At 64.4% G+C, this 20,214-nt stretch carries 18 protein-coding genes and 1 pseudogene; 9 read left to right on the top strand and 10 right to left on the bottom strand.

The genetic code is table 11. The features are described from left to right. Positions 1-30 precede the first annotated feature (30 nt). Together QM693_RS22595 and QM693_RS22590 are read left to right on the top strand one after the other, a co-directional pair. On the top strand, positions 31-885 hold the full coding sequence (locus tag QM693_RS22595) for a sugar phosphate isomerase/epimerase family protein (RefSeq protein ID WP_283353487.1): 855 nt from the start codon (positions 31-33) through the stop codon (positions 883-885). Between the two features lie 65 nt (positions 886-950). Continuing rightward, entirely contained in the window at positions 951-1,712 is a 762-nt protein-coding gene (locus QM693_RS22590; RefSeq protein ID WP_283353486.1) for an SDR family NAD(P)-dependent oxidoreductase, read from the top strand. Between the two features lie 386 nt (positions 1,713-2,098). Here the strand turns inward: QM693_RS22590 and QM693_RS22585 are convergent, their stop codons facing one another. Next, a complete protein-coding gene (locus tag QM693_RS22585; protein WP_283353485.1) occupies positions 2,099-3,052 on the bottom strand; it encodes a DUF808 domain-containing protein in 954 nt (317 codons plus the stop codon). Positions 3,053-3,606: 554 nt separating this feature from the next. Between QM693_RS22585 and QM693_RS22580 the strand changes: the two genes are divergently transcribed. The 4 genes from QM693_RS22580 to QM693_RS22565 all read left to right on the top strand — a co-directional run bounded on the left by QM693_RS22580 (position 3,607) and on the right by QM693_RS22565 (position 7,821). After that, complete coding sequence (locus QM693_RS22580; RefSeq protein WP_283353484.1) at positions 3,607-4,665, top strand: ABC transporter substrate-binding protein; 1,059 nt, start codon at positions 3,607-3,609, stop codon at positions 4,663-4,665. A 77-nt stretch (positions 4,666-4,742) separates the two neighbouring features. Next, the gene (locus QM693_RS22575; protein ID WP_349307514.1) at positions 4,743-5,732 is read left to right on the top strand and encodes a FecCD family ABC transporter permease; all 990 of its coding nucleotides are present in this window, start codon (positions 4,743-4,745) and stop codon (positions 5,730-5,732) included. After that, positions 5,729-6,514, top strand: a complete 786-nt coding sequence (locus QM693_RS22570; RefSeq protein ID WP_283353483.1) for an ABC transporter ATP-binding protein — start codon at positions 5,729-5,731, stop codon at positions 6,512-6,514. Before QM693_RS22575 ends, QM693_RS22570 begins: the two co-directional genes overlap by 4 nt. A 41-nt stretch (positions 6,515-6,555) precedes the next feature. Beyond that, the gene (locus QM693_RS22565) at positions 6,556-7,821 is read left to right on the top strand and encodes an MDR family MFS transporter (RefSeq protein WP_283353482.1); all 1,266 of its coding nucleotides are present in this window, start codon (positions 6,556-6,558) and stop codon (positions 7,819-7,821) included. 355 nt (positions 7,822-8,176) lie between these two features. On the opposite strand, the gene QM693_RS22560 is transcribed toward QM693_RS22565, so the two are convergent. The 5 genes from QM693_RS22560 to QM693_RS22540 form a co-directional block, all read right to left on the bottom strand. Further along, positions 8,177-8,416 (bottom strand): DUF3263 domain-containing protein, encoded by a 240-nt coding sequence (locus QM693_RS22560; RefSeq protein WP_283353481.1) that lies wholly within the window; start codon positions 8,414-8,416, stop codon positions 8,177-8,179. 54 nt (positions 8,417-8,470) lie between these two features. After that, the gene (locus QM693_RS22555; RefSeq protein WP_280782274.1) at positions 8,471-8,863 is read right to left on the bottom strand and encodes a tautomerase family protein; all 393 of its coding nucleotides are present in this window, start codon (positions 8,861-8,863) and stop codon (positions 8,471-8,473) included. Between the two features lie 126 nt (positions 8,864-8,989). Beyond that, complete coding sequence (locus tag QM693_RS22550) at positions 8,990-10,501, bottom strand: CoA-acylating methylmalonate-semialdehyde dehydrogenase (RefSeq protein ID WP_283353480.1); 1,512 nt, start codon at positions 10,499-10,501, stop codon at positions 8,990-8,992. A gap of 64 nt (positions 10,502-10,565) precedes the next feature. Continuing rightward, on the bottom strand, positions 10,566-10,913 hold the full coding sequence (locus QM693_RS22545; RefSeq protein WP_280782272.1) for a cupin domain-containing protein: 348 nt from the start codon (positions 10,911-10,913) through the stop codon (positions 10,566-10,568). Between the two features lie 33 nt (positions 10,914-10,946). Next, positions 10,947-12,323, bottom strand: a complete 1,377-nt coding sequence (locus QM693_RS22540; RefSeq protein ID WP_283353479.1) for an NAD(P)/FAD-dependent oxidoreductase — start codon at positions 12,321-12,323, stop codon at positions 10,947-10,949. A 164-nt stretch (positions 12,324-12,487) separates the two neighbouring features. On the opposite strand from QM693_RS22540, the gene QM693_RS22535 reads away from it, so the two are divergent. Continuing rightward, a complete protein-coding gene (locus QM693_RS22535; RefSeq protein ID WP_283353478.1) occupies positions 12,488-13,960 on the top strand; it encodes a PucR family transcriptional regulator in 1,473 nt (490 codons plus the stop codon). Between the two features lie 70 nt (positions 13,961-14,030). Here the strand turns inward: QM693_RS22535 and QM693_RS22530 are convergent, their stop codons facing one another. Then, entirely contained in the window at positions 14,031-15,467 is a 1,437-nt protein-coding gene (locus QM693_RS22530) for an amino acid permease (protein WP_283353477.1), read from the bottom strand. Between the two features lie 1,266 nt (positions 15,468-16,733). Here QM693_RS22530 and QM693_RS22525 point away from each other — a divergent pair. Then, a pseudogene (locus QM693_RS22525) lies at positions 16,734-17,034 on the top strand (superoxide dismutase family protein); the annotation flags it as partial. Positions 17,035-17,061: 27 nt separating this feature from the next. Here QM693_RS22525 and QM693_RS22520 read toward each other — a convergent pair. The 3 genes from QM693_RS22520 to QM693_RS22510 all read right to left on the bottom strand — a co-directional run bounded on the left by QM693_RS22520 (position 17,062) and on the right by QM693_RS22510 (position 18,096). After that, positions 17,062-17,292: a nuclear transport factor 2 family protein gene (locus QM693_RS22520; protein ID WP_283353476.1), complete on the bottom strand. Its 231-nt coding sequence runs from the start codon at positions 17,290-17,292 to the stop codon at positions 17,062-17,064. Then, positions 17,289-17,447 carry a hypothetical protein gene (locus QM693_RS22515; RefSeq protein ID WP_283353475.1) on the bottom strand — a complete coding sequence of 53 codons (159 nt, stop codon included), beginning with the start codon at positions 17,445-17,447 and terminating at the stop codon, positions 17,289-17,291. The genes QM693_RS22520 and QM693_RS22515 overlap by 4 nt, the downstream gene beginning before the upstream one ends. Before the next feature lie 103 nt (positions 17,448-17,550). After that, positions 17,551-18,096 carry a dihydrofolate reductase family protein gene (locus QM693_RS22510; protein WP_283353474.1) on the bottom strand — a complete coding sequence of 182 codons (546 nt, stop codon included), beginning with the start codon at positions 18,094-18,096 and terminating at the stop codon, positions 17,551-17,553. A 1,025-nt stretch (positions 18,097-19,121) separates the two neighbouring features. Here QM693_RS22510 and QM693_RS22505 point away from each other — a divergent pair. Beyond that, positions 19,122-20,214, top strand: a 1,093-nt coding sequence (locus QM693_RS22505) for an Lsr2 family DNA-binding protein (RefSeq protein WP_283353473.1), incomplete at its 3' end; no start/stop codon positions are given.

The following is a 20,214-nucleotide window of genomic DNA, read 5'->3' as shown; positions in this document are numbered from 1 at the left end:
ACAACACCCGCAGAGACCGAGGAGAAGACTATGACTGCACCCGCGGAGTTGATCATGTGGGAGGGAAGTGTGCGCACCTTCACCTATCGTGAACAACTCGAAGCAACTGCCGAGGCGGGATTCGACTCGCTAGCACTGACACCCGCAGCCTTTCGCGCAGCCATCGACGGCCTCGGTGCGACGGGTGTCAGACACCTGGCAACTGAGGTCGGAATCAATCTGCACCTCGACACGGTCACCGGATGGGCGCCGATCCGCATACCCAGTGGCGCAGACGACAATCTCATCGCACGATTCGACTTCTCCGTCGACGAATGTCTCGAACTCGTCGACTCGCTCGACCTCAGATCCATCCTGGCCGTGGGGGTATTCGACCACGACGCCATACCGCAGGACACCCTCGTACGCGGATTTGGTGCGCTGTGTGACGCCGCGCTGGTCCGAGAAATTCCCGTCAATCTCGAGTTCATGCCGTTCTGGGGAGTACCCGACCTGGCCGCAGCTTGGCACATCCTCGACCGCGCACAAAAGCCCAACAGCGGTCTGATGCTCGATACCTGGCACTTCGCGCACAGCGGATGCGACCTGGACCTGCTCGCTCAAATCCCGCAGGACGTCACAGTCAACCTGCAACTAGCGGACGGATTCCCGGCGTCGCCGGAAGCAGACCTGATTGAACTGACCTTGCACGAGCGACAACTGCCAGGAGAGGGAACCCTCGATCTGGAGAGCGTGCTCAACGCGGTCCACGGTCGCGGATCGGTCGGGACAGCGGGCCCCGAGGTCTTCTCCGACGAGTTGGACACAATGGCCGCACCAGAGGCCGGCCGCGCATTGGGAACGTCGACCCGCCGGGTGCTAGGTATCGGCGCCCACGACCGCTGAGCGGACCTTCACACAAGCCCGAGCGAATCTTCGCCTCGGTGTCACGACACGAGAAGAGGTTAACGATGAAACTGAACAACAAAGTTGCGGTGGTCACCGGTGGAGCCGGCGGACTTGGGACTGAAATCTCCCGAGAGTTGGCCCGCCAAGGTGCGGCGGTAGCAATCCTCGACCGCGACTCGGTGGACGACGTCGCATCGCAAGTGTCCGCAGAGGGGACGAAAACCATCCAGCTCGGCGTCGACATCACCAACAACTCCGAGGTCGCATCCGCCTTCGGTGAGATCGAAAGCCTCCTGGGGCCAGTCGACATCTTGGTGAACGCAGCCGGTATCACCGGTACGTCCAGACCCACCCATGAAGCAACCGAGGACGATTTCGACGATGTCTTCGCAGTCAACGTCAAAGGCACCTTCTTCTGCTCCAAGTACGCCATCCAAAGCATGCTTCAACACAAGTCCGGCGGGTCTATCGTCAATATCTCCTCGACGTACGGAGTAGCCGCTAACGCGGACATTCCCCTGTACCATGCGACGAAAGCAGCTGTCCTCATGATGGCCAAGACCGATGGGGTCACCTACGCGGCAGAGGGAATTCGCGCCAACGCAATAGTTCTCGGAACCACCCGTACCGCTATGTCCGAGGCTGCCATGTCGATCAGCCCAGAAGGCTCCGCCTACCTCCAAAACTTGATCGACCTACACCCGCTCAAGCGGCAAGCCGAACCCGACGAGGTCGCGAAGGTCGTCGCCTTCCTCGCCGGCCCCGACGCCAGCTACATCACCGCCGCCGCAATTCCCGTCGACGGGGGATACACCGCAATCTGATCTCGCAGCAGAACAGGCAACAGCAAGCAAGGTGTGCCTCGCGGTCCATGGTGCCGTTCCAGGCCTTTCCGCCGCCCCTGCCCTTGGTGGGGAGGTTCCAGGATCCTGGCGGGGCGTGCGCACGTCCCGCCGGGTTGCGCACATTTGACGGGGGCACCAGGGCTTCGGTGGATCAGGCTCTGGCACATGGGATTTATGCCGTTCGAGGCGATGGGTCGGACGTCTTCGCTGTTGAGACCGACAACTGGTGAAAACCCATGTCCACTTTCGCGTAAGCCATGGAAACATCGGCTTCAAGCCGGATACGGCGGCCTCCAGGCTCCTGGGTTGGATTGCGGACAACCTGCAGCCTCGATAGCCGGTGGGCGTGCGCGATGGTCACCGCGTCAGTGCGCGGAGTCGCCTTTCTTCCGCTTCGGGATCAGGTGCACGATCAGGACGACGATCGCGCCGATGACGAGCCCGACGAGTGCGGACACCACGGTCCCGGCAGTCCAGGACAGAGCACCGGGGAAGCCGCCGTGCACGAGATCGCCGAACCAGTGTTCGAGATCGTGGAGGCGATCGGCCGGCCAGTGGAATCCTGCCTCGCCGACGTTGACCAGAAGGATGTGGCCGCCGACCCACAGCATCGCGGCGATCCCGACCACGGTGAGCACCGCCATCACCTTCGGCATCGCTGCGACGAGCCCTCGACCGATCCACTGACTGAACGAGGACTCGCGTTGGGCAAGCACCAGGCCCACGTCGTCCATCTTCACGATCAGCGCGACCACGCCGTACACCAGGACGGTGATGAGGATGGCGACGACGAGGAGCACCAACAGCCGAGTGAGGAACGGTTCGTCCTCGACCGACGACAGCGAGATCACCATGATCTCGGCGGACAGGATCAGGTCGGTGCGGATCGCGCCGCTGACCATTGTCTTCTCGAGTTCGGGTCCGCTCTGCCCTTCGGTCGCGCCCTCGCCCTCGTGGTGACCGCCGGTGAGTGCCTCGTAGACCTTCTCGGCTCCCTCGAAGCACAGGAACAGACCACCGGCGATCAGCAGGTACGGCAGTGCCTGGGGCAGGAACTCGCTCAGGATCATCGCCACCGGCAAGATGATCAGGAGTTTGTTGCGGATCGACCCGATCGCGATCTTGCGGATGATGGGCAGTTCGCGATTAGGGGAGAACCCGTGTACGTAGCGGGGGGTGACGGCTGTGTCGTCGACGACCACGCCCGCTGCCTTGACGCTGGCCTTGCCTGCCGCGGCTCCGATGTCGTCGATGGATGCCGCAGCCGCTTTCGCGAGTGCCGCGACGTCGTCCAATAGGGCCACGAGACCACCAGCCACGGGAACCTCCCTCAGTTCGGATGTGCAGAGCCGACCGAATGACACGCGGTCGCGGGTCGACACCGAACGGTACCGAATCCGTGGTCATTCACAACAATGAGATCAACGATGCAGGGCTGACTGGGCCGTGCCGGTGGTGGTCGACTGCGTGCCCACCACTGCAGTCGCTGATACGGCGGGGGGCGCCTTCGAGTGACTGTCGCCGTCGGAGTCGGTGCGTCGTTCTCGTGCGGCGCTCGAGGCGACTCGGAGGGGGTTGGCGAATATGGCGGCGGGGCAGGGGATCACCGCCGTCCCGGCGCAAGCGGAGCTTGCGACTCGAGCATCCGCGCAGCCACGCCATCGAGAAGCTGCGAGTCAACAGTGGCTGTCAGTGACAGCTCGATCGCGGACGCTATCGCTTCCCCTCCAGACGAACCTTGATGGTACTTAGGTTAGGGTTACATGATATCTTTCACGTTCTTCCTCGTGCGCACCTGCTGATCGCTGTCGTTTCGATCGACACCCGCGATCGACGCTCGCGTGGAGTATTGATCCTGGACGAGCAGAAAGTTATGACGAGCGTGAAGATTTCCGTGGGCCGAATCGGTCTCGTGGCCGTCACCGCAGTACTGGCGAGTGCGCTGGTCGCGTGTGGACAATCCGAGGCGGTCGACGACACCGGCGCCGCTGCAACCGGGGAAGGCAGTACGAATTATCCGCTCGTCCTCGACAACTGCGGCGAGACGGTCACCGTCGACGCGCCGCCGCAGCGAGTGGTGTCGCTGGACCAGGGCTCGACCGAGATCATGCTGTCGCTCGGCCTCGCCGACCGAATGGTGGGCACCGCGTCGTGGACGGATCCGGTTCGCGAGAGTCTCGCCGGAGCCAACGCATCGGTCCCCAGGCTGGCGGACAACGCACCGACGTACGAGGTCGTCCTCGACGCCGATCCGGACTTCGTGACCGCGTCGTTCGGCCGGCACTTCAAGCAGGGTGGTGTAGCGGAGCGCGCCCGGTTCGAGGAGACCGGAGTCGCGTCGTACCTCTCGCCCACCGACTGCGAGAACGGGGTGAGCATCAACGGCGGCGGCAAGCGCACCACACCTCTGACGATGGACGCGCTCTATCAGGAAATCCGTGAGATCGCGGCCGTGTTCGACGTGAATGAGCGGGGCACGAAACTGGTCGACGAACTGCAGGGCCGCGAGGCCGCTGCGCTCGCCGGCCTCGAGAAGTCGAACGTGTCGATGGCGTTCTGGTTCGCCGACACCAAGAGCCCCTACGTCGCGGGTGGTCTGGGCTCGGCGAGCCTGCTCGCCACCACGGTCGGGGCCACCAACGTGTTCTCGGATCTGACCGACGATTGGCCTGCCGTCGGTTGGGAAACGGTCGTGGAACGCAACCCGGAGGTCCTCGTCCTCGGTGACCTCCTGCGGAACCGCTTCCCCGGAGACCTACTGGCGGACAAGATTGCCTTCCTCGAATCCGATCCCGTGACCCGGAATCTCGACGCGGTGCGCAACCGGCGGTACATCGCACTGCACGGCGCGGAGATGAACCCGTCCATTCGTGCCGTGGACGGCCTCGAGAAGGTCGCCGCGGGCCTTCGCGACCTGAAGGTCCCGTCCTGACCACCACTCTCGGCCGCGCCGATACCGCTGCTGCCGAACCGGTTCGGCGGCGACAGTGGGTCGTCGGGTCACTGATCGTGGGCGGCGGGATCCTCGCGCTCGCACTGTCGATCCTCGTCGCCGTCACCTTGGGCCCGGCGGACGTTTCACTGGTCAACGTCCGCGACGTCCTGCTCAACCACCTCGGTCTCGCGGACATCCCGGTGCGGCTGTCGAAGAACGCGATCGTGTGGGAGGAACGTCTACCCCGCGCATTGGTGGCCGCCGCCTGTGGCGCCGGTCTCGGTCTGTGCGGTGTGATCATGCAGTCGCTGCTGCGGAACCCGCTCGCGGACCCGTTCGTGCTGGGAATCTCGTCGGGTGCGTCGACCGGTGCCGTGATCGTGGGTGTGCTCGGGGTTGGTGGGGCGGCGCTCGGATTGTCCGGCGGCGCATTCATCGGGTCCCTGGTCGCGTTCGGCCTGGTGCTGCTCCTTGCCCGCCTGTCCGGTGGCAACAACGACCGCATCATCCTTGCAGGAGTCGCGAGTACCCAACTGTTCTCCGCGCTCACGTCCTTCTTCATCTTCGCGTTCGCCGACTCCGACGAAACCCGAGGCGTGATGTTCTGGCTGCTCGGATCACTCGAGGGCGTCCGCTGGGACGACGTCACGCTGTGCGCGGTAGTCGTGTTCTGCGGGACGGCGGTGTGTCTGCACTTTGCGTACGTCCTCGACGCCTTCTCCTTCGGTGACGATGTGGCGGCCTCCCTCGGCATCTCCGTCGCGAAGGTCCGTCTCCTACTGCTGGTGGTCACGGCGATCATCACTGCGACCCTGGTCAGCGTCGCCGGCGCGATCGGGTTCGTGGGGCTGGTACTCCCGCATGCGGCGCGGTTCCTGGTGGGGCCCCGGCACAGCAGGCTGATCCCCACGACGGCGCTGATGGGCGCCGTCTTCATGGTGTGGGTGGACGCCGTCTCCCGCGTCGCGTTCGCGCCCACCCCGTTGCCGGTGGGTGTCGGCACCGCCCTGGTCGGTGTTCCCGCGTTCATCGTCATCCTGTCCCGTCGAAGGAGAACACAGTGACCCTGCGTGCAGACAGCGTCACCTGGAACCGTGGCGGCGCACTGGTCGTCGACGGTGTCACGGTGACACCCGAACAGGGTGAGACCGTGGGACTGCTCGGGCCGAACGGCTCCGGGAAGTCCTCACTCCTGCGCCTGCTGAACGGTGTCGTCCGCCCCACCGCCGGTGTCGTGACCCTCGACGGGGACGACCTCGCCGCCGTGCGGCGCAAGGAGATTGCGCGCGCCGTGGCGGTGGTGAGCCAGCACGCCGACACCGACGTCGACATCACGGTCCGCGGCGTCGTGCGACTCGGACGTATCCCGCACCGCGGAACCTTCGGCGGCAACCCGACCGCCGACGATGCCGCGGTGGCGGCCGCGCTCGCACACACCGGCCTCACGTCGAAGGCGGACCGGCTGTGGCACAGGCTGTCGGGCGGGGAGAAGCAGCGGGTGCAGATCGCCCGTGCGCTGGCGCAGGAACCACGGGAACTGCTGCTGGACGAGCCGACCAATCACCTCGACATTCACCATCAACTGGAATTGCTGGCACTCGTCACCCGGCTGCCGGTCACCAGTGTGATCGCCCTGCACGACCTCAACCTCGCCGCCATGTTCTGTGACACGGTGATCGTGTTGAAGGAGGGGCGGGTCGTCGCCGGGGGAACGCCCGCCGAGGTGTTGACCGCCGAGTTGATCGCCCAGGTGTACAACGTCCGGGCTGAGGTTCTCATCGACCAGGCGAAAGGGCGACTGTCCATCTTGTTCGAGCCGGGGCCGATTCCCGTTCCCACGCACTGAGGCCCTGGGGTGTTGTGCTGCGGGTCGACGATCGCGGTGACGTGACCGCGGGTGCTGATGGACGGCGGACGCGCTGGCGGTGGTCGTTCTTCGACGACCTCCATCGAGCGACGCCCACCGTCAGGCTGCTCGTCCTCACCCAGTTGACGTTCAACGTCGGCTTCTTCATGGTCTTGCCCTACTTGTCGGTGCACCTGACCAGCGACCTGAGTCTCGGTGCGGCACTGGTCGGCGTCGTACTCGGCGTTCGCACATTCTCACAGCAGGGACTGTTCTTCGTCGGCGGCACCCTTGCCGACAGGTTCGGTATCAAGCCCGTCGTCCTCGCCGGCTGCGGACTGCGCGTCCTGGGATTTCTCGGCTTGGCGGTCTGTGATTCCCTGACCGGAGTGCTGCTGGCGACGGTTCTGGTCGGATTTGCGGCCGCATTGTTCTCTCCCGCAGTCGAGTCCGCGGTCGCCATCGAGGCCGGCACGAGCGAGCGTCACGGTGGTCCGCGCCGGGTGGAGACATTCGCCCTTCTCTCGGTATGCAATCAAATCGGCTCTTTCACCGGACCACTGGTCGGATCGGTGTTGCTTCTGGCCGATTTCCGCATCGCCTGTCTCGTCGCTGCGGTCATCTTCGTCGTCATCATCGCCGCGCACCTGAAATGGCTTCCGAACGAACCGGGTGAGCACCACGACGAACCATGGCACGGGGGATGGACAGACGTAGTGCACAACAAACTGTTCGTGCTGTTCGCGATCGCCATGAGCACCCAACTGGTCGCCTACAACCAGCTGTACCTCCTGCTCCCTCTCGAAGTCGAACGGATGTGGGGATCGCAAACGGTGCTGGGCTGGTTCTTCGCACTTTCGGCGATCTTCGTCGTGACGGCGCAGTTGCCGATCACCCGCAGGGTTCAGAACCGTTCCCCTCGCGTCGTCCTGCCGATCGGGTTCGCAGTGATGGCGGGGTCGTTCCTCGTCCTCCCGGCAACAGCTCCGCTTCGACTGAGCGGTGTCATCGGTCTGATCCCCGTGGCGGTGTTCGTGCTGCTGCTCGCGCTCGGGCAGATGATCGCGATGCCGCAGGCGCGCGATTTGGTGCCCCGTCTGGCCGCCGAGCGGAGACTGGGTGCCTACTTCGGATTCATGGCGTCACTCGGCGGCATCGGTGTACTCATCGGCTCGGCTGCGCTCGGGGCGTTGATCGACGCTGCCCCCGAGACCGGTTGGGGTGCAGGCATTCCCTGGCTGGCGGCGGCTGCGTTCCCCATTGCCAGCGGATTGTGTCTGCGGACCGTGCTGGCCAGATTGCAGTGAGCTCGATTCCGTCGTGTTGCTTCGACGGATTAGTCCCTCGGCTGCGCCCCGCGACATGCTGACCCTTCTCGTCGCCGCCGGATGCGGCAGCGACGATTCGTCGCAGGACGTGTCTGCCACCGTCCAGGGGGTGTTCACCTATGGCGAGCAATGATGCGGGCCTTGGGACCTCCACGAACTGCCGGGCCGGTAATCACGCGTAAGTGGGAACTCCAATCACACCTGATTCCGATTTTGCTGCGGTCGCGCACTTCAGGGGAGGATCTACCCACCTACGCCGGTGAGGAGCCGTTAGGCCGCTGCCGGTTTGTGGGGTGACTGCTGCAAAAAGACGTTTACGCAGCGTCTCCTGTCGTTACCGGCTCTGGGGCACCTTTCTAGTCGTGGTCGCCAGTCGCTGCATGCACCGGTGCCGAATTCGCAGGATCGTGGACGGGTCGACCGACCGGGCCGCGGGGGTGTCCAGCAAGTGCAGAACCCGGCGGTAGTACTCGTCGAGACTGATGCCGAAGGTCGGTAGTACGTGCTCGTCGCCACCGTCGTAGGGCGCCCATGTCACGGCGAATGTGAGGATCTCTGTCTGGTAGCCGATCATGTCGATGTCCGTTCTGGTGGGGCTGCCCCGCCCAGCACTTGCTGTGGCCGGCGCTCAGAGGTGTCCTTCCACGAATTGTGCGATGCCGTTGCCGAAGGACCAGTCGTCGCGTGTGTTTTCGAGTACCGATACGATCAGATCGGTTGGCACCAAACCAGTCTCGGCGTGCAGGTGATCGGCGAGGGCCCGATACATGGCCTTCTTCTGCTCCTGGCTGCGGCCCTGTTGAGCCACCTGCACGACCACGATGTCGTCGGTTCGCTCGAACCCCAACCCCGTGTCCTCGGCGATGATCTGCCCCGGCTTGTGCTCGGAGATGATCTGGTAGCGGTCTCGGTCCGGTGCGGCGAAGTGCTCGAGCATCACGCCCTGCACTACATCCGCGAGGTGACGAAGCTGCTCAGGAGTACGCCTGTTCTCGATGACGTGAATGTGAACGAGAGGCATGACGTGCTCCTTGATGGTGTGATGGGTGATCGTGCGGGTGGGGCCTGTGCGGGGTGCGGTCCGAGATCCGCACCCCGCACAGGTGATTGGTGGGCTCTCCGTCTACGAAAGCCTCATGGAAAGGGGCTAGTTGTTCTGGGGGAAGCCGAGGTTGAGTCCGCCGTGGCTGGGGTCGAGCCAGCGGGTGGTGACGACCTTGCCGCGGGTGAAGAAGTGGACGCCTTCGGTGCCGTGGGCGTGGGTGTCGCCGAAGAGGGAGTTCTTCCAGCCCCCGAAGGAGTAGTACGCCATGGGGACGGGGATGGGGACGTTGATGCCGACCATGCCGACCTCGACCTCGTTCTGGAACCGTCGGGCGGCGCCGCCGTCGTTGGTGAAGATGGCGGTGCCGTTGCCGAACTGGCTGGAGTTCACCAGTTCCAGGGCCTCGTCGTAGGAGTCGACGCGGATGACGGAGAGGACGGGTCCGAAGATTTCGTCGGTGTAGACGGACATGTCGGTGGTGACGTGGTCGATCAGGGTGGGTCCGAGCCAGAATCCGTCCTTGCCGCCGTTCGCCTGCACCTGTCGGCCGTCGACCACGATGGTGGCCCCGTCGTTTTCGCCGGCGTCGATGTAGGAGGCGACCTTGTCGCGGTGCACCTTGGTCACCAGCGGTCCCATGTCGGAATCGCGGGTGCCGTCGCCGATCTTCAACGTGTCGGTGCGGTCTTTGATCTTGGCGACGAGTTCGTCGGCGATGTCGCCGACCGCGACCAGGGCACTGATGGCCATGCAGCGTTCACCGGCGGACCCGAAGCCGGCGTTGACCATGGCGTCGGCGGCGAGGTCGAGGTCGGCGTCCGGGAGGACGAGGGCGTGGTTCTTCGCCCCACCCAATGCTTGGACGCGTTTGCCGTGGGCGGTGCCGGTGGCGTACACGTATTGGGCGATGGGGGTGGAGCCGACGAAGCTGATCGCCTTGATGGCGGGGTGGGTGAGGAGTTCGTCGACGGCGGTCTTGTCGCCCTGGAGCACGTTGAAGACCCCGGCGGGGAGGCCGGCTTCGGCCCAGAGTTCGGCCATCCAGATCGCGGCGGTCGGGTCCTTCTCGCTGGGTTTGAGGACGACGGTGTTGCCGGCGGCGATGGCGATGGGGAAGAACCACATCGGGACCATGGCGGGGAAGTTGAACGGGGAGATGATGCCGACCGGGCCGACGGGTTGGCGGAGGGAGGAGACGTCGATGTTGGTGGAGGCGTTTTCGGTCATGCCGCCTTTGAGCAGGTGGGCGATGCCGCAGGCGAATTCGACGACTTCCTGGCCGCGGCTGACTTCGCCGAGGGCGTCGGAGACGACCTTGCCGTGCTCGGCGGTGATGATTTCGGCGAGTTCGCCCTTGCGGGCGTTGAGCAGTTCCCGGAATGTGAAGATCACCTGGGTGCGCTTGGCGAGGGAGGTGTCGCGCCAGGCGGGGAACGCGGCGGCGGCGGCGTCGATGACGGCGCGGGCGTCCTCGACGCTGGCGAGGGCGACCTGACCGGTGACGGCACCGGTCGCCGGATTCGTCACCGGAGCGGTGCTGCCGCTCGTACCCGTGAACGTCTTGTTGTCGAACCAGTGTGGGATCGCCCGAAGGGTGCTGTCGTTGTGTGTCATGAAGTGGGGTCCTGTCGAATGAGAAGAAGCTGGTGGTCTCGTCGGGAAAGCGGCACGATCGGCATCAGAAGATGGTGTATGTCTTGCGGACGGTTTCGGTGACGTCCCAGCGTCCGGACCATCCCGGAGGCAGGACCACGAAATCGCCGGCCGAGATCTCGACCTTGATGCCGGTCTCGTCGTCGGTGAGTGTGGCCTTGCCTTCGATGATGAAGCAGGTTTCGGTGTTGGGTCGGTCGACGACAGGCCAGCCGCCGGGCTGGCATTCCCAGATTCCGATCTGGGCGTCGGTGCCGCCGTCGACGGGCAGGGTGCGCAGCTGCGGGTCGCCGCTGTCGGCACCGGGTCGCTGGCCGGCGGGGGTCAGCTCACCGTTCACGACGGTGGAGGGCAGGTGGATCAGTGAAGCCATGTTCGATGTCTCCAGGAATCGGTCGAGGGGATGTCAGTGGGCGCCGGTGAGCTTTTCCAGCAGCGCGGACACCTTGGACGGTTTGTTGGTGACGCGCTCTTCGAGGTCCGCGGTCGCGGCGGCTCGCAGTCCGGCGTTGACCCCGAACCATCGGAAGGGTTCGACCTCCCATTTGGGGGAGTGGTGGTTGACCACCGGGAGTGAGTTCAGGTCGTCGCGTTTGTCGAGGATGAGGTTGCGCAGGATGCGGCCGGCGAGGTTGCTGGTGGCGACCCCGTCGCCGACATACGGTCCGGCCCAGGCCATTTTGTTGTTCTGGTCGTAACCAACCGAGGGGAACCAGTCGCGCGGAACACCGAGTGGGCCGCCCCACCGGTGGGTGATCGGTACGTCCTTCAGTGTCGGGAAGAACTCGTGCATCGTGTCGATGATCTTCTCGTGAATCTTCTCGTCGACGTCGAACGACGGGTGGACCTTGGACCGGAAGTGGTACGGCGCCCCGCGCCCGCCGAAGACGAGGCGGCCATCGTTGGTCGGGTGGGCGTAGATCCGCAGGTTCCTCATGTCGTTGAACGCGGTTCGGCCGTCGAGGCCGAGTTCCAGACGGATCTCGTCCGGCAGCGGGGCGGTCGCGACGACGAGCGAGTACAGCGGCGCCACATTGCGCCGGTATTCGGGGAATTCGGGGGTGAACGCTTCGGTGGCGCGGATGACGACGGATGCGGTGACCGACCCGTGCTGCGTCCAGACGATGCCCATGCCGATCTCGTCGACGGCGGTGTCCTCATAGATGACCCCGCCGCGCTCCTCGACCCAGCCGGCGAGACCGCGCACCAGCTTGTCCGGGTGCAGCAGGGCGCAGTGCTCGGTGTAGATACCGCCGAGCACACCGGCTGCGTTGACCTTCTCGCGCGCGGCGTCGGCGTCGAGCAACTGCCACTGCCCGTGGGTGCCGAACCTCTCGGCGCCATCGACGGTCGCCTTCGCCCGCGCCCATTGCGCCTGGCTGCGGGCGAGGGAGACGAATCCGTCGCGGGAGTATTCGCAGTCGATCTTCTCGGCCGCGACGACGTCGCCGATCTCGCTGACCGTGTCGTTCATCGCCGCCTGCAGATCCAGGGCGGCGCGATGCGAGTACAGCTGTTCGACGCGGCCGAGCGACACCGGGAAGATCGAGGACGCCCACCCACCGTTGCGTCCCGAGGCGCCGAAGCCTGCGTATTCCCGTTCGAGCAGAACTACTTTCAGCGTCGGGTCGGCCTGCAGCAGATAGTAGGCCGCCCACAGTCCGGTGAACCCGGCACCGACGATCGCCACGTCGGCGGTGATGTTGCCGGGCAGCGTGGGCCGCCGGGATGTGTGCTCTCGGTCGTCGCGCCACAGGGGTGTACCGTCTGCGGCACCTGACACGCCGCGCTCCGCGCGGGCGTTACTGACCACCATTTACAGCCTCCAGCCGTTCGTTCGTTCGTGCGTCGAAGTCCAGTGTCGTCTCAGCGTGTGAGCCCCGACATACTCCGGATTCACAGACATATAACTGGCGGCTGTACTTTTGTATGAGGAGGTGAAGGCCGATGATCTCCGTCGATCAGCTGGCCGCGATCCCATCGCTCGGCCTGCGATATCTCGCCGGTGAGAGCGGCGGCGCGCGGCTGGTGACCTGGGCGCATGCCTGTGACCTGCCCGATCCGTGGTTGTGGTTCGAACACGGTGATCTCGTCATGACCACCGGCGGCGGGCTGCCTGACGGCGACACGGAGCAGTCCGAGTGGATGGCGCACCTGATCGACAGCCAGGTCAGCGCCCTGGTGATCGCCCGCGGCCCCGGCACCCCGGATGTCACGCCGGCACTGCTCGAAGTCGCCGAAAGTCGCGGATTCCCCGTGCTCTCGGCAAGTTTCGACCTGCAATTCGTCGCGCTCGCGCGCACCGTCATCGAAAGTGCCGTCGAATCCGAACGACAGCGCCTGTCCACCATCACCCGCCTGTACGACGTGTACTGGCAGGCCCTGCACGCACGCGGCACCTTCGGGGACCGGATCTCCGCGCTCGAAGGGACCACCGGATGGGCTCTCGAGGTCCGCGATCACGGTGCCGGCGGCGAGGTCATTGTCAGCGGACGCCTGGCTCTCCACCAGCGAAGCAGCCACGCAGATCCCGTGGCCGACCGCGTCGAAATTCCGATCCCAGGGGCAGGGGAAGTCGTGCTGTCGGCCAGTCCCGGCCGGGTCCCCGTCAACGACCGCCCGCTCCTGCAGCACCTCGGGGGCCTGATTGCCCTCGAACTCGAACATGATGCCGCTCAACGCGACCGACTCCGTGCGTCCGGGGCGGACTTGCTCGTCGGCCTTCTCGACGAAACCATCACCTTCGCCGCCGTCTGGCCCGAACTGCGCCACCGCGGCATGACCAATGGGGTGGTCGTCGCCTGCTGGAGCACCCCGACCGCCGACCCACTTCATCACGAGACCATCCACCTGCAGGTCTGTCTGCAGCAATACGCACCGCTGTTGCTGCCGCGCGCGGGGCTACTCATCGCGGTGGTGCCCCGCGATCTCGACCTGCTGGCGACGATCAGCGCTAAGCTCGCTCCGGACTGTGCGGTCGGGATCAGCAGCACTCTGACCGCCAATTCGAGTGTCGCCGAAGCGGCCCGGCAGGCACAGCTTGCCGTGGCCCGCGCTCATGAGCAAGACCAGACGGTCAATGTCTACGGCGAAGACATCGACGACGTCGGGTTTCTGCCCCGCAGCATGGAAGACACCCGGAGGTTGGTCCGCACCACCCTCGGCCCGCTCATCGTTCATGACAAGAGCAACGAGGGTGAGCTGGTGACCTCGGTGCGCGTGTTCCTCCGGAACGATGGCGCGTGGCAGAAGAGCGCCGACGAGTTGAAGATCCACCGGCAGACCCTCGTCTACCGGCTGCGCCGCGTCGAGCAACTCACCGGCTTGAAGCCGACCTCCACCGAAGGCTCGGCGATGTTCTGGCTCGCCCTGTCCGGTGCCGAGCGAGCGAAACTCGATCTCGACGAGTTGATCGACTGAACGGAACACCAGATGGGCTGATCCGTCACGGACCAGCCCATCTGGCGTTCATCAGGTGCTACCTCGAAGTTCAGGAGTTGATGCTCTCCGTGGCCACCCCGGATGCGTCAGGTCCGCTGTCGTGGGCGGCCGGGGCCACCTGTGTGGAGGCGCGGGTCTTCTTCTTGACGAAGTAGACGATCGTCAGCACCACCCACACCGCGATTCCCTGCATCAGTTCGATCCGATTGGCTTCCCGGAAACCCATGCTGACCAGTACCGCGACGATGGCCACCGTGACCAGGATCGGAAGGCCCGGGTAGAGCCACATCCGGAACTCGAGGGAGCCGGGGTTCTCCTTCTCCCACCGTCGACGCAGGCGCAGCTCGGAGATGCAGATCATGAAGTAGACGAACAGGAACACCGCACCGGAGGCGTTGATCAGGAACAGGAACACCGTGTCCGGGAAGATTGCCGCAAGGACCACGCATCCGTAGCCGACGACTGTGCACGACAGGATGCCCTTGACCGGCACGCCACGCTTGTTGGTCGAGGTCATCCACGCCGGTGCGTCACCGCGGCCGCCCATGACGAACAGCAGCCGGGAGGAGGTGTAGAGCCCGGAGTTGAGGACCGACAGCACCGCCACCAGGATGACAAGGTTGAGCAGGTCCGCTGTGCCGGGGATTCCGATCCGGTCCAGGGCGGCGACGAACGGGGACTCGCCCGGTACTACCGAATCCCACGGCACGATCACCGCGATCAGGAACGTGGAGATGACGAAGAACGCGAGGATACGGAAGACGACGGAGTTGACGGCCTTGCGGATCGCCTTGGCCGGTTCCGCCGACTCGGCGGCGGCGATGGTGACGACCTCGACACCGGTCATGGAGAAGATCACCACGACCACGCCGATGAACAGGGTGGCCAGCCCGTTCGGGAGGAGCCCGCCATGGTCGGTCAGGTTGGAGAAGTCGATGCTCGCGCCGGGCCAGAGCCCGAAGACGAACAGTGCGGCGACCGCAATGAAAGCGACGATAGCGACCACCTTGATGCTCGCGAACCAGTACTCGGCCTCACCGAACGCGCCCACCGAGAGCAGGTTGACCGCGGTCATGATGACCATGAGGGCAGCTGCGATAGCCCACACCGGCAGCGACGGAATCCATTTGTTGATCATCTGACCGCCGACGACGGCCTCGAATCCGACGACGATGACCCAGAAGTACCAATACAGCCACCCGGTTGAAAAGCCTGCCCACTCACCCCACGCCATTCGGGCGTAGTCGGTAAAGGAACCGGAACATGGTTTGGCTGCCGCCATTTCGCCGAGCATCCGCATCACCAGCAGCACGATCAGCCCCGTGATGCCGTAGGTGACAAAGGCGAGCGGGCCAGCCTGGTTGATGATCGCACTCGACCCCACGAACAGGCCGGCACCGATGACCCCGCCGAGCGAGAGCATTGTCAGGTGCCGCTGTTTAAGGCCGGGTTTGAGCTGATGGGCCCCGTTCGGAGTCGTACCCATGGCATTCCCTTCATCAGGTGCCCGCGCCCGTCGACTTCGCGGGGCGGACGGGATCGAGCTTGTGATGGGAGTCACCCTGCTTGCCCGCGGCCGTCCCCGCCATGCGCCAACGGAACAACGCAGAGGTGGGGCCTTCATACATTTTGATGAACCGCTGTCGGGTTTCGGCTCTGACCTGGTCGTCTGGCGCGAGCGCCGCTCCGAGGGCTAGCCCGCCAGGTCGTGAACGTTGTGTTTCCTCCTGCTTCCGCGGGCGCCGAGCTGGGGCTATCCGGTCCTGGTGATCAGCCCACTGTGGGTGGTAGCGATGGACCGGAGTAGGGCGATCGTGGTCCGAACACGCGCAAGGCGTTGAAGCTCTCGTGGAACGATCAGTCAGTACTTCCGCAACCGTGACCTCTTCGGCCAGAATCCACTCCAGTGTCAGGTTGGGGTCGCCGATATGGAGGGGGAGTGCCGCGACACCGAGCCCGGCTGCGGTAGCCAGCCATTGGCCGGTGATGTTGTTGGTCTGGATCTGGGTGCGGTGACCAGGGGATCGGCTACGCCACAGCTGTTCTGGTGTGGTGGGGTATAAACGGATCCAAACGGGCCCTCACTTCAGCCGAACGAACGGCCTTGCTCTCCGCTGCAGTCAGTGCGGTCCGAAGCTGACCCGGTCGGCTTCCCCGGCAGGTTCTCGCTTTCGCCCTCGCCGCCATACCCGATGTGGGAAACACGACGTGTATTCGGCTGTCAGGGGTGGTGTAGCCCAGTGATCTCCTACGCGTCGCGATTTCGGTGATAGCGCGCGCAGCAGCAGCTCACGTCCAACTCGATGACCCGCCTGTTATACCTCGTAACGGACGCCACTCCGCGGGAGAACACGATCGATAGCTGGTCGTGGTCTTCGAAACAGCGGCTGCACATAAGATTACGGCGCTGGACCGGGCATCGCCCCGGTAATCGACAGCGGCGGGCGACACGCCGGATGAAGCATGAACTTGTCGACCTGCGGGATGGGCGAGCGCTCGGGGCACCTACTGTATTCCGGGGTAGTCGAGTTTACTTACCTCCGTTATCAGTACTTCGAAAACGTATGATTTCAAAGTTATTGGGCTCAAAGCTTGCCTGAGCAATCGTGCGGGCAGGTTCGGTTCTGCACTTTTGACTCGCCAATGAGAACTGCGCGCCACCTGGTGGTGTCGGTGGCCGTGGGTAGCTTCCCTTTAGCGACGAACGAGGCAACCGCAGGGTCGATTCCCGATCGTGGGTGGGTTGCGTTTCCCCACCTCTGCCGAGACGACGACCACCGCCCGTACCGCTGCCCGGTGTGGAGGGAGGAGCATTCCGGTCGCCTGGGGAGGACGGCGGCGACAATGCCTTCACCTACGACGAAGTCGCTGTCCCGGTGGGTTCTTCGGCAAACATCGAATCCGAAGAAGAGAACGGCCGCACGACCGTTACGTTCAGTGCGACCGGCCTGGCACGCGACCGTGACTTCGGTGTACATGTGCACACGCAGCCCTGCGGGCCGCGGCCGGCGGATCCAGGGCCGCACTATCAGAACGACGTCGATCCCGCCGCCGGCGGAAAAGCCGTCGGCTGTGTTCGATCACGGCTGGACAGCTGGGGTGATGTGGCTCAACACGCACACCCAACCACCATCTCGTTTCACGAACACGTCCGTTGTCCATTCGTCGGCGTCGAACTGCCTTCCCTCGTAGTGCGCGGTGTTCGTCACCCGAGCAGTGAAGACCGCGGTGTCGCCGTAGACCCTGACTCGGGCCTCCCCGGCGCGGTCCATGGCCGAGTGGGTCGGCTCGCCGGACATAGCATCGCTCACGTGAAGGGCGGTGCGAAGGCGATCTTCAGTACGGCGAGGACATTTTCACTATTGATGTCGATGCCGCGCTCGCTCTCCTGCAGAAGACCCGAGCAATTTGCGGACGACGGCGGAACCGGATGGCCTAGTTTCGCCGGCGAGGGTGTCTCGTACATGATTCGAGACGAAAGGGCGGAAGGGAGGCTCGTCGCGTCCCGTTCTGCCGTCGGGGGTCGAGGGTGGGGACCGTTCGTCCGTTGGTGGCCCGGGGTGGTGTTCTCAGACGGTGTAGCGCAGCAGAGAGACGCCGTTTTCGAAGCCGCGGGCCTGCGCCAGCTGCAGCCTCGGCATCTCGTAGCCGTCGGGGAACAGCCGGCGCCCCCGACCCTGGACGGTGGGGTACACGAACAACCGGTACTCGTCGACCAGGCCGGCGACGATCAGGGCGTGGGTGAGCGTGATGCTGCCTGTGACCACGATGTCGCGGCCCTGCTGCCCTTTGAGTTCCCGGACTCGGGCGTTCCAGTCGCCGGTGAGCACGGTCGAGTTCCGCCACTGGGGGTCTGTCATGGTCGAGGAGACGACGTACTTGTGGATCTGGTTCAGCTCGTCGGTGATTCCCGTCTGGTCGTCGGTCTGTTGGGGCCAGTAGCCGCGGAAATCCTCGAACGTCTGCCGACCCAGCAGCATCGCGTCCACGTGCTCGGACTGCCGGCGGGTGGCCTCGAGCAGCTGCGGATCCTGGTCCGCGGGGTCGAACCAGTCGCCGAGCATCTCGATGGAGCCGTCGAGGGTGATGTTCTGGGTGATTGCGAGTGTCCTCATATCAAGTACTGACCCTGCGGCGGCCGAAAAATCATCGCCAACAGGCACAGCCCCAGCCGTACCGCTGCGATCCATACACTGACTGTCCTCGACTGCATGGCTGCGCCGGGGGCTTGTCTGACCTCAGGTCGACCAGCATTCCGTGATCTACCACCCATCGGGTCGTCATCTGGATCGGGTGAACGCGGCCTTGGAAGGTTCTTCCACCCTTGCCCAGGCAGTATCTGTCCGCGCGCAAGGCTCCGGCGCGGTAGATGGTTACTGATTCAGGCTCGCCTGAGCCTGAACCTTGTCCTGGTGAGGACCAACCGGCGACAACCCCGACCGCCGGCCCGGCCAGTGGCAGCGTCCACCACATGATGCAGAGAACCGATCTCCAAAACTGGCGATCGACATGCTCTTCGGCACGGCGACGATCGCCAGGGGTGCACATATCCCGCTGAGAGCACTGCCGGCGACACTCGGCCTCGGCTCCGGGCGGGTTTGCGCTTCGGGCAGATGTCGCAGATCTTGTTCACCAACGGCTACCAGGAAGCGGTCTTTGAGAGAGATCAGGAGCAGGCCGACTTCCCGAACGGCTGAAACGGAAACCGGATTACCTGGCTCGCAATTGGATGGCTGTGTGGTTCACGCCTCGTTCCGGAAACCAGATACGCCTGCCTCCCTGATAGATACGGTTCGACCCGCTGCCCCGGATCAGAGCGACGCGGTCCAATGGATAACTGCCGGCTCTGAAGCCTCGTTCGAGATCGCCGTGGTCCAAGGCCGCGTTGCGCAATCCCAACCTTGCCTATCGTCGCTGCGGCTCACCAACGTTTTTGATTGACAGAGTGAGTCGCACTCGTTCTGCCTGAATCTTGGTGCGTCGTGAGTGTGGAACTTCACGAGGATCGTGTCGACCCGCCCAGATCGGGGATGGGTTGGGACGTTGAAATGTCAGTTCGGGTGAGCTTCCTGATTACCGTGAGAAGCCGCCTGCCGTTACTGTGTGCGTTCGACGGTTGCCCGGGCGAAGAAGGAGACACATGACGGTATCACCGAAGGGTTCGAAAGGTTCGGCGAAAGTGACAACCAAGGAGATTCGTGAGTGGGCGATCGGGGAGGGCCGCGAGGTGTCTTTGCGTGGCCGGATCTCGGCCGAGGTGGAGCAGGCCTTCCATGACGCTCAGACGAAGAAGGTTTCGACAAAAACGGCGCCGGTAAAGAAGACGGCCGCGAAGAAGACAGCCGCAACGAAGACGGCCGCAACGAAGACGGCCGCGCCGAAGGCGGCGGTCAAGAGGACGGCCGTGAGTAAGGCTCCGGCGAAGAACTCGTCCAGGGAGATTCGTGAGTGGGCGATCGGGGAGGGCCGCGAGGTGTCCTTGCGTGGCCGGATTCCGGCCGAGGTGGAGCAGGCCTTCCATGACGCTCAGGCGAAGAAGGTTTTGACAAAAACGGCGCCGGTAAAGAAGACGGCCGCAACGAAGACAGCCGCAACGAAGACGGCCGTGAAGACACCCGCGACGAAAACGGCCGGCAAGCAGACAGCCGCGACGAAGACGGCTGCGAAGAACACAGCGAAGAAGATAGTCGCGACAAAGGCGGTTGCGGAGAAAAAGGCCGTGAAGAAGGTGGTCGCGGTGAAGGTTCCGGTCAAGAGGACGGCCGTGAGTAAGGCTCCGGCGAAGAAGTCGTCCAGGGAGATTCGTGAGTGGGCGATCGGGGCGGGTCACGAGGTGTCCTTGCGCGGCCGGATTCCGGCCGAGCTCGAGCGAGCCTTCCATGACGCTCAGACGAAGAAGGTTCAGGCAAAAACGGCGCCGGTAAAGAAGACGGCCGCGAAGAAGACAACTGTGAGAAACACCGCCGCGCCGACGGCTCCTGTGACGAGGGCGGCGGCGCGCACGGCTCCGGCGACGAAGACCGCCGGGACGAAGACCGCCGGGAAGAAGACAATCGCGAAGAAGACAATCGCGACAAAGGCGGCTGCGGAGAAAAAGGCCGTGAAGAAGATGGTCGCGGTGAAGAGGACGGCCGTGAGTAAGGCTCCGGCGAAGAACTCGTCCAGGGAGATTCGTGAATGGGCGATCGGGGCGGGTCACGAGGTGTCCCTGCGCGGCCGGATCTCAGCTGAGC

It is taken from the genome of Rhodococcus sp. IEGM 1305, from assembly GCF_030058635.1.
Lineage (GTDB): Bacteria > Actinomycetota > Actinomycetes > Mycobacteriales > Mycobacteriaceae > Rhodococcus_F > Rhodococcus_F opacus_D.
Note: the sequence above shows the minus strand (reverse complement) of the source record. Positions and strands in the feature narration are given on the sequence as shown.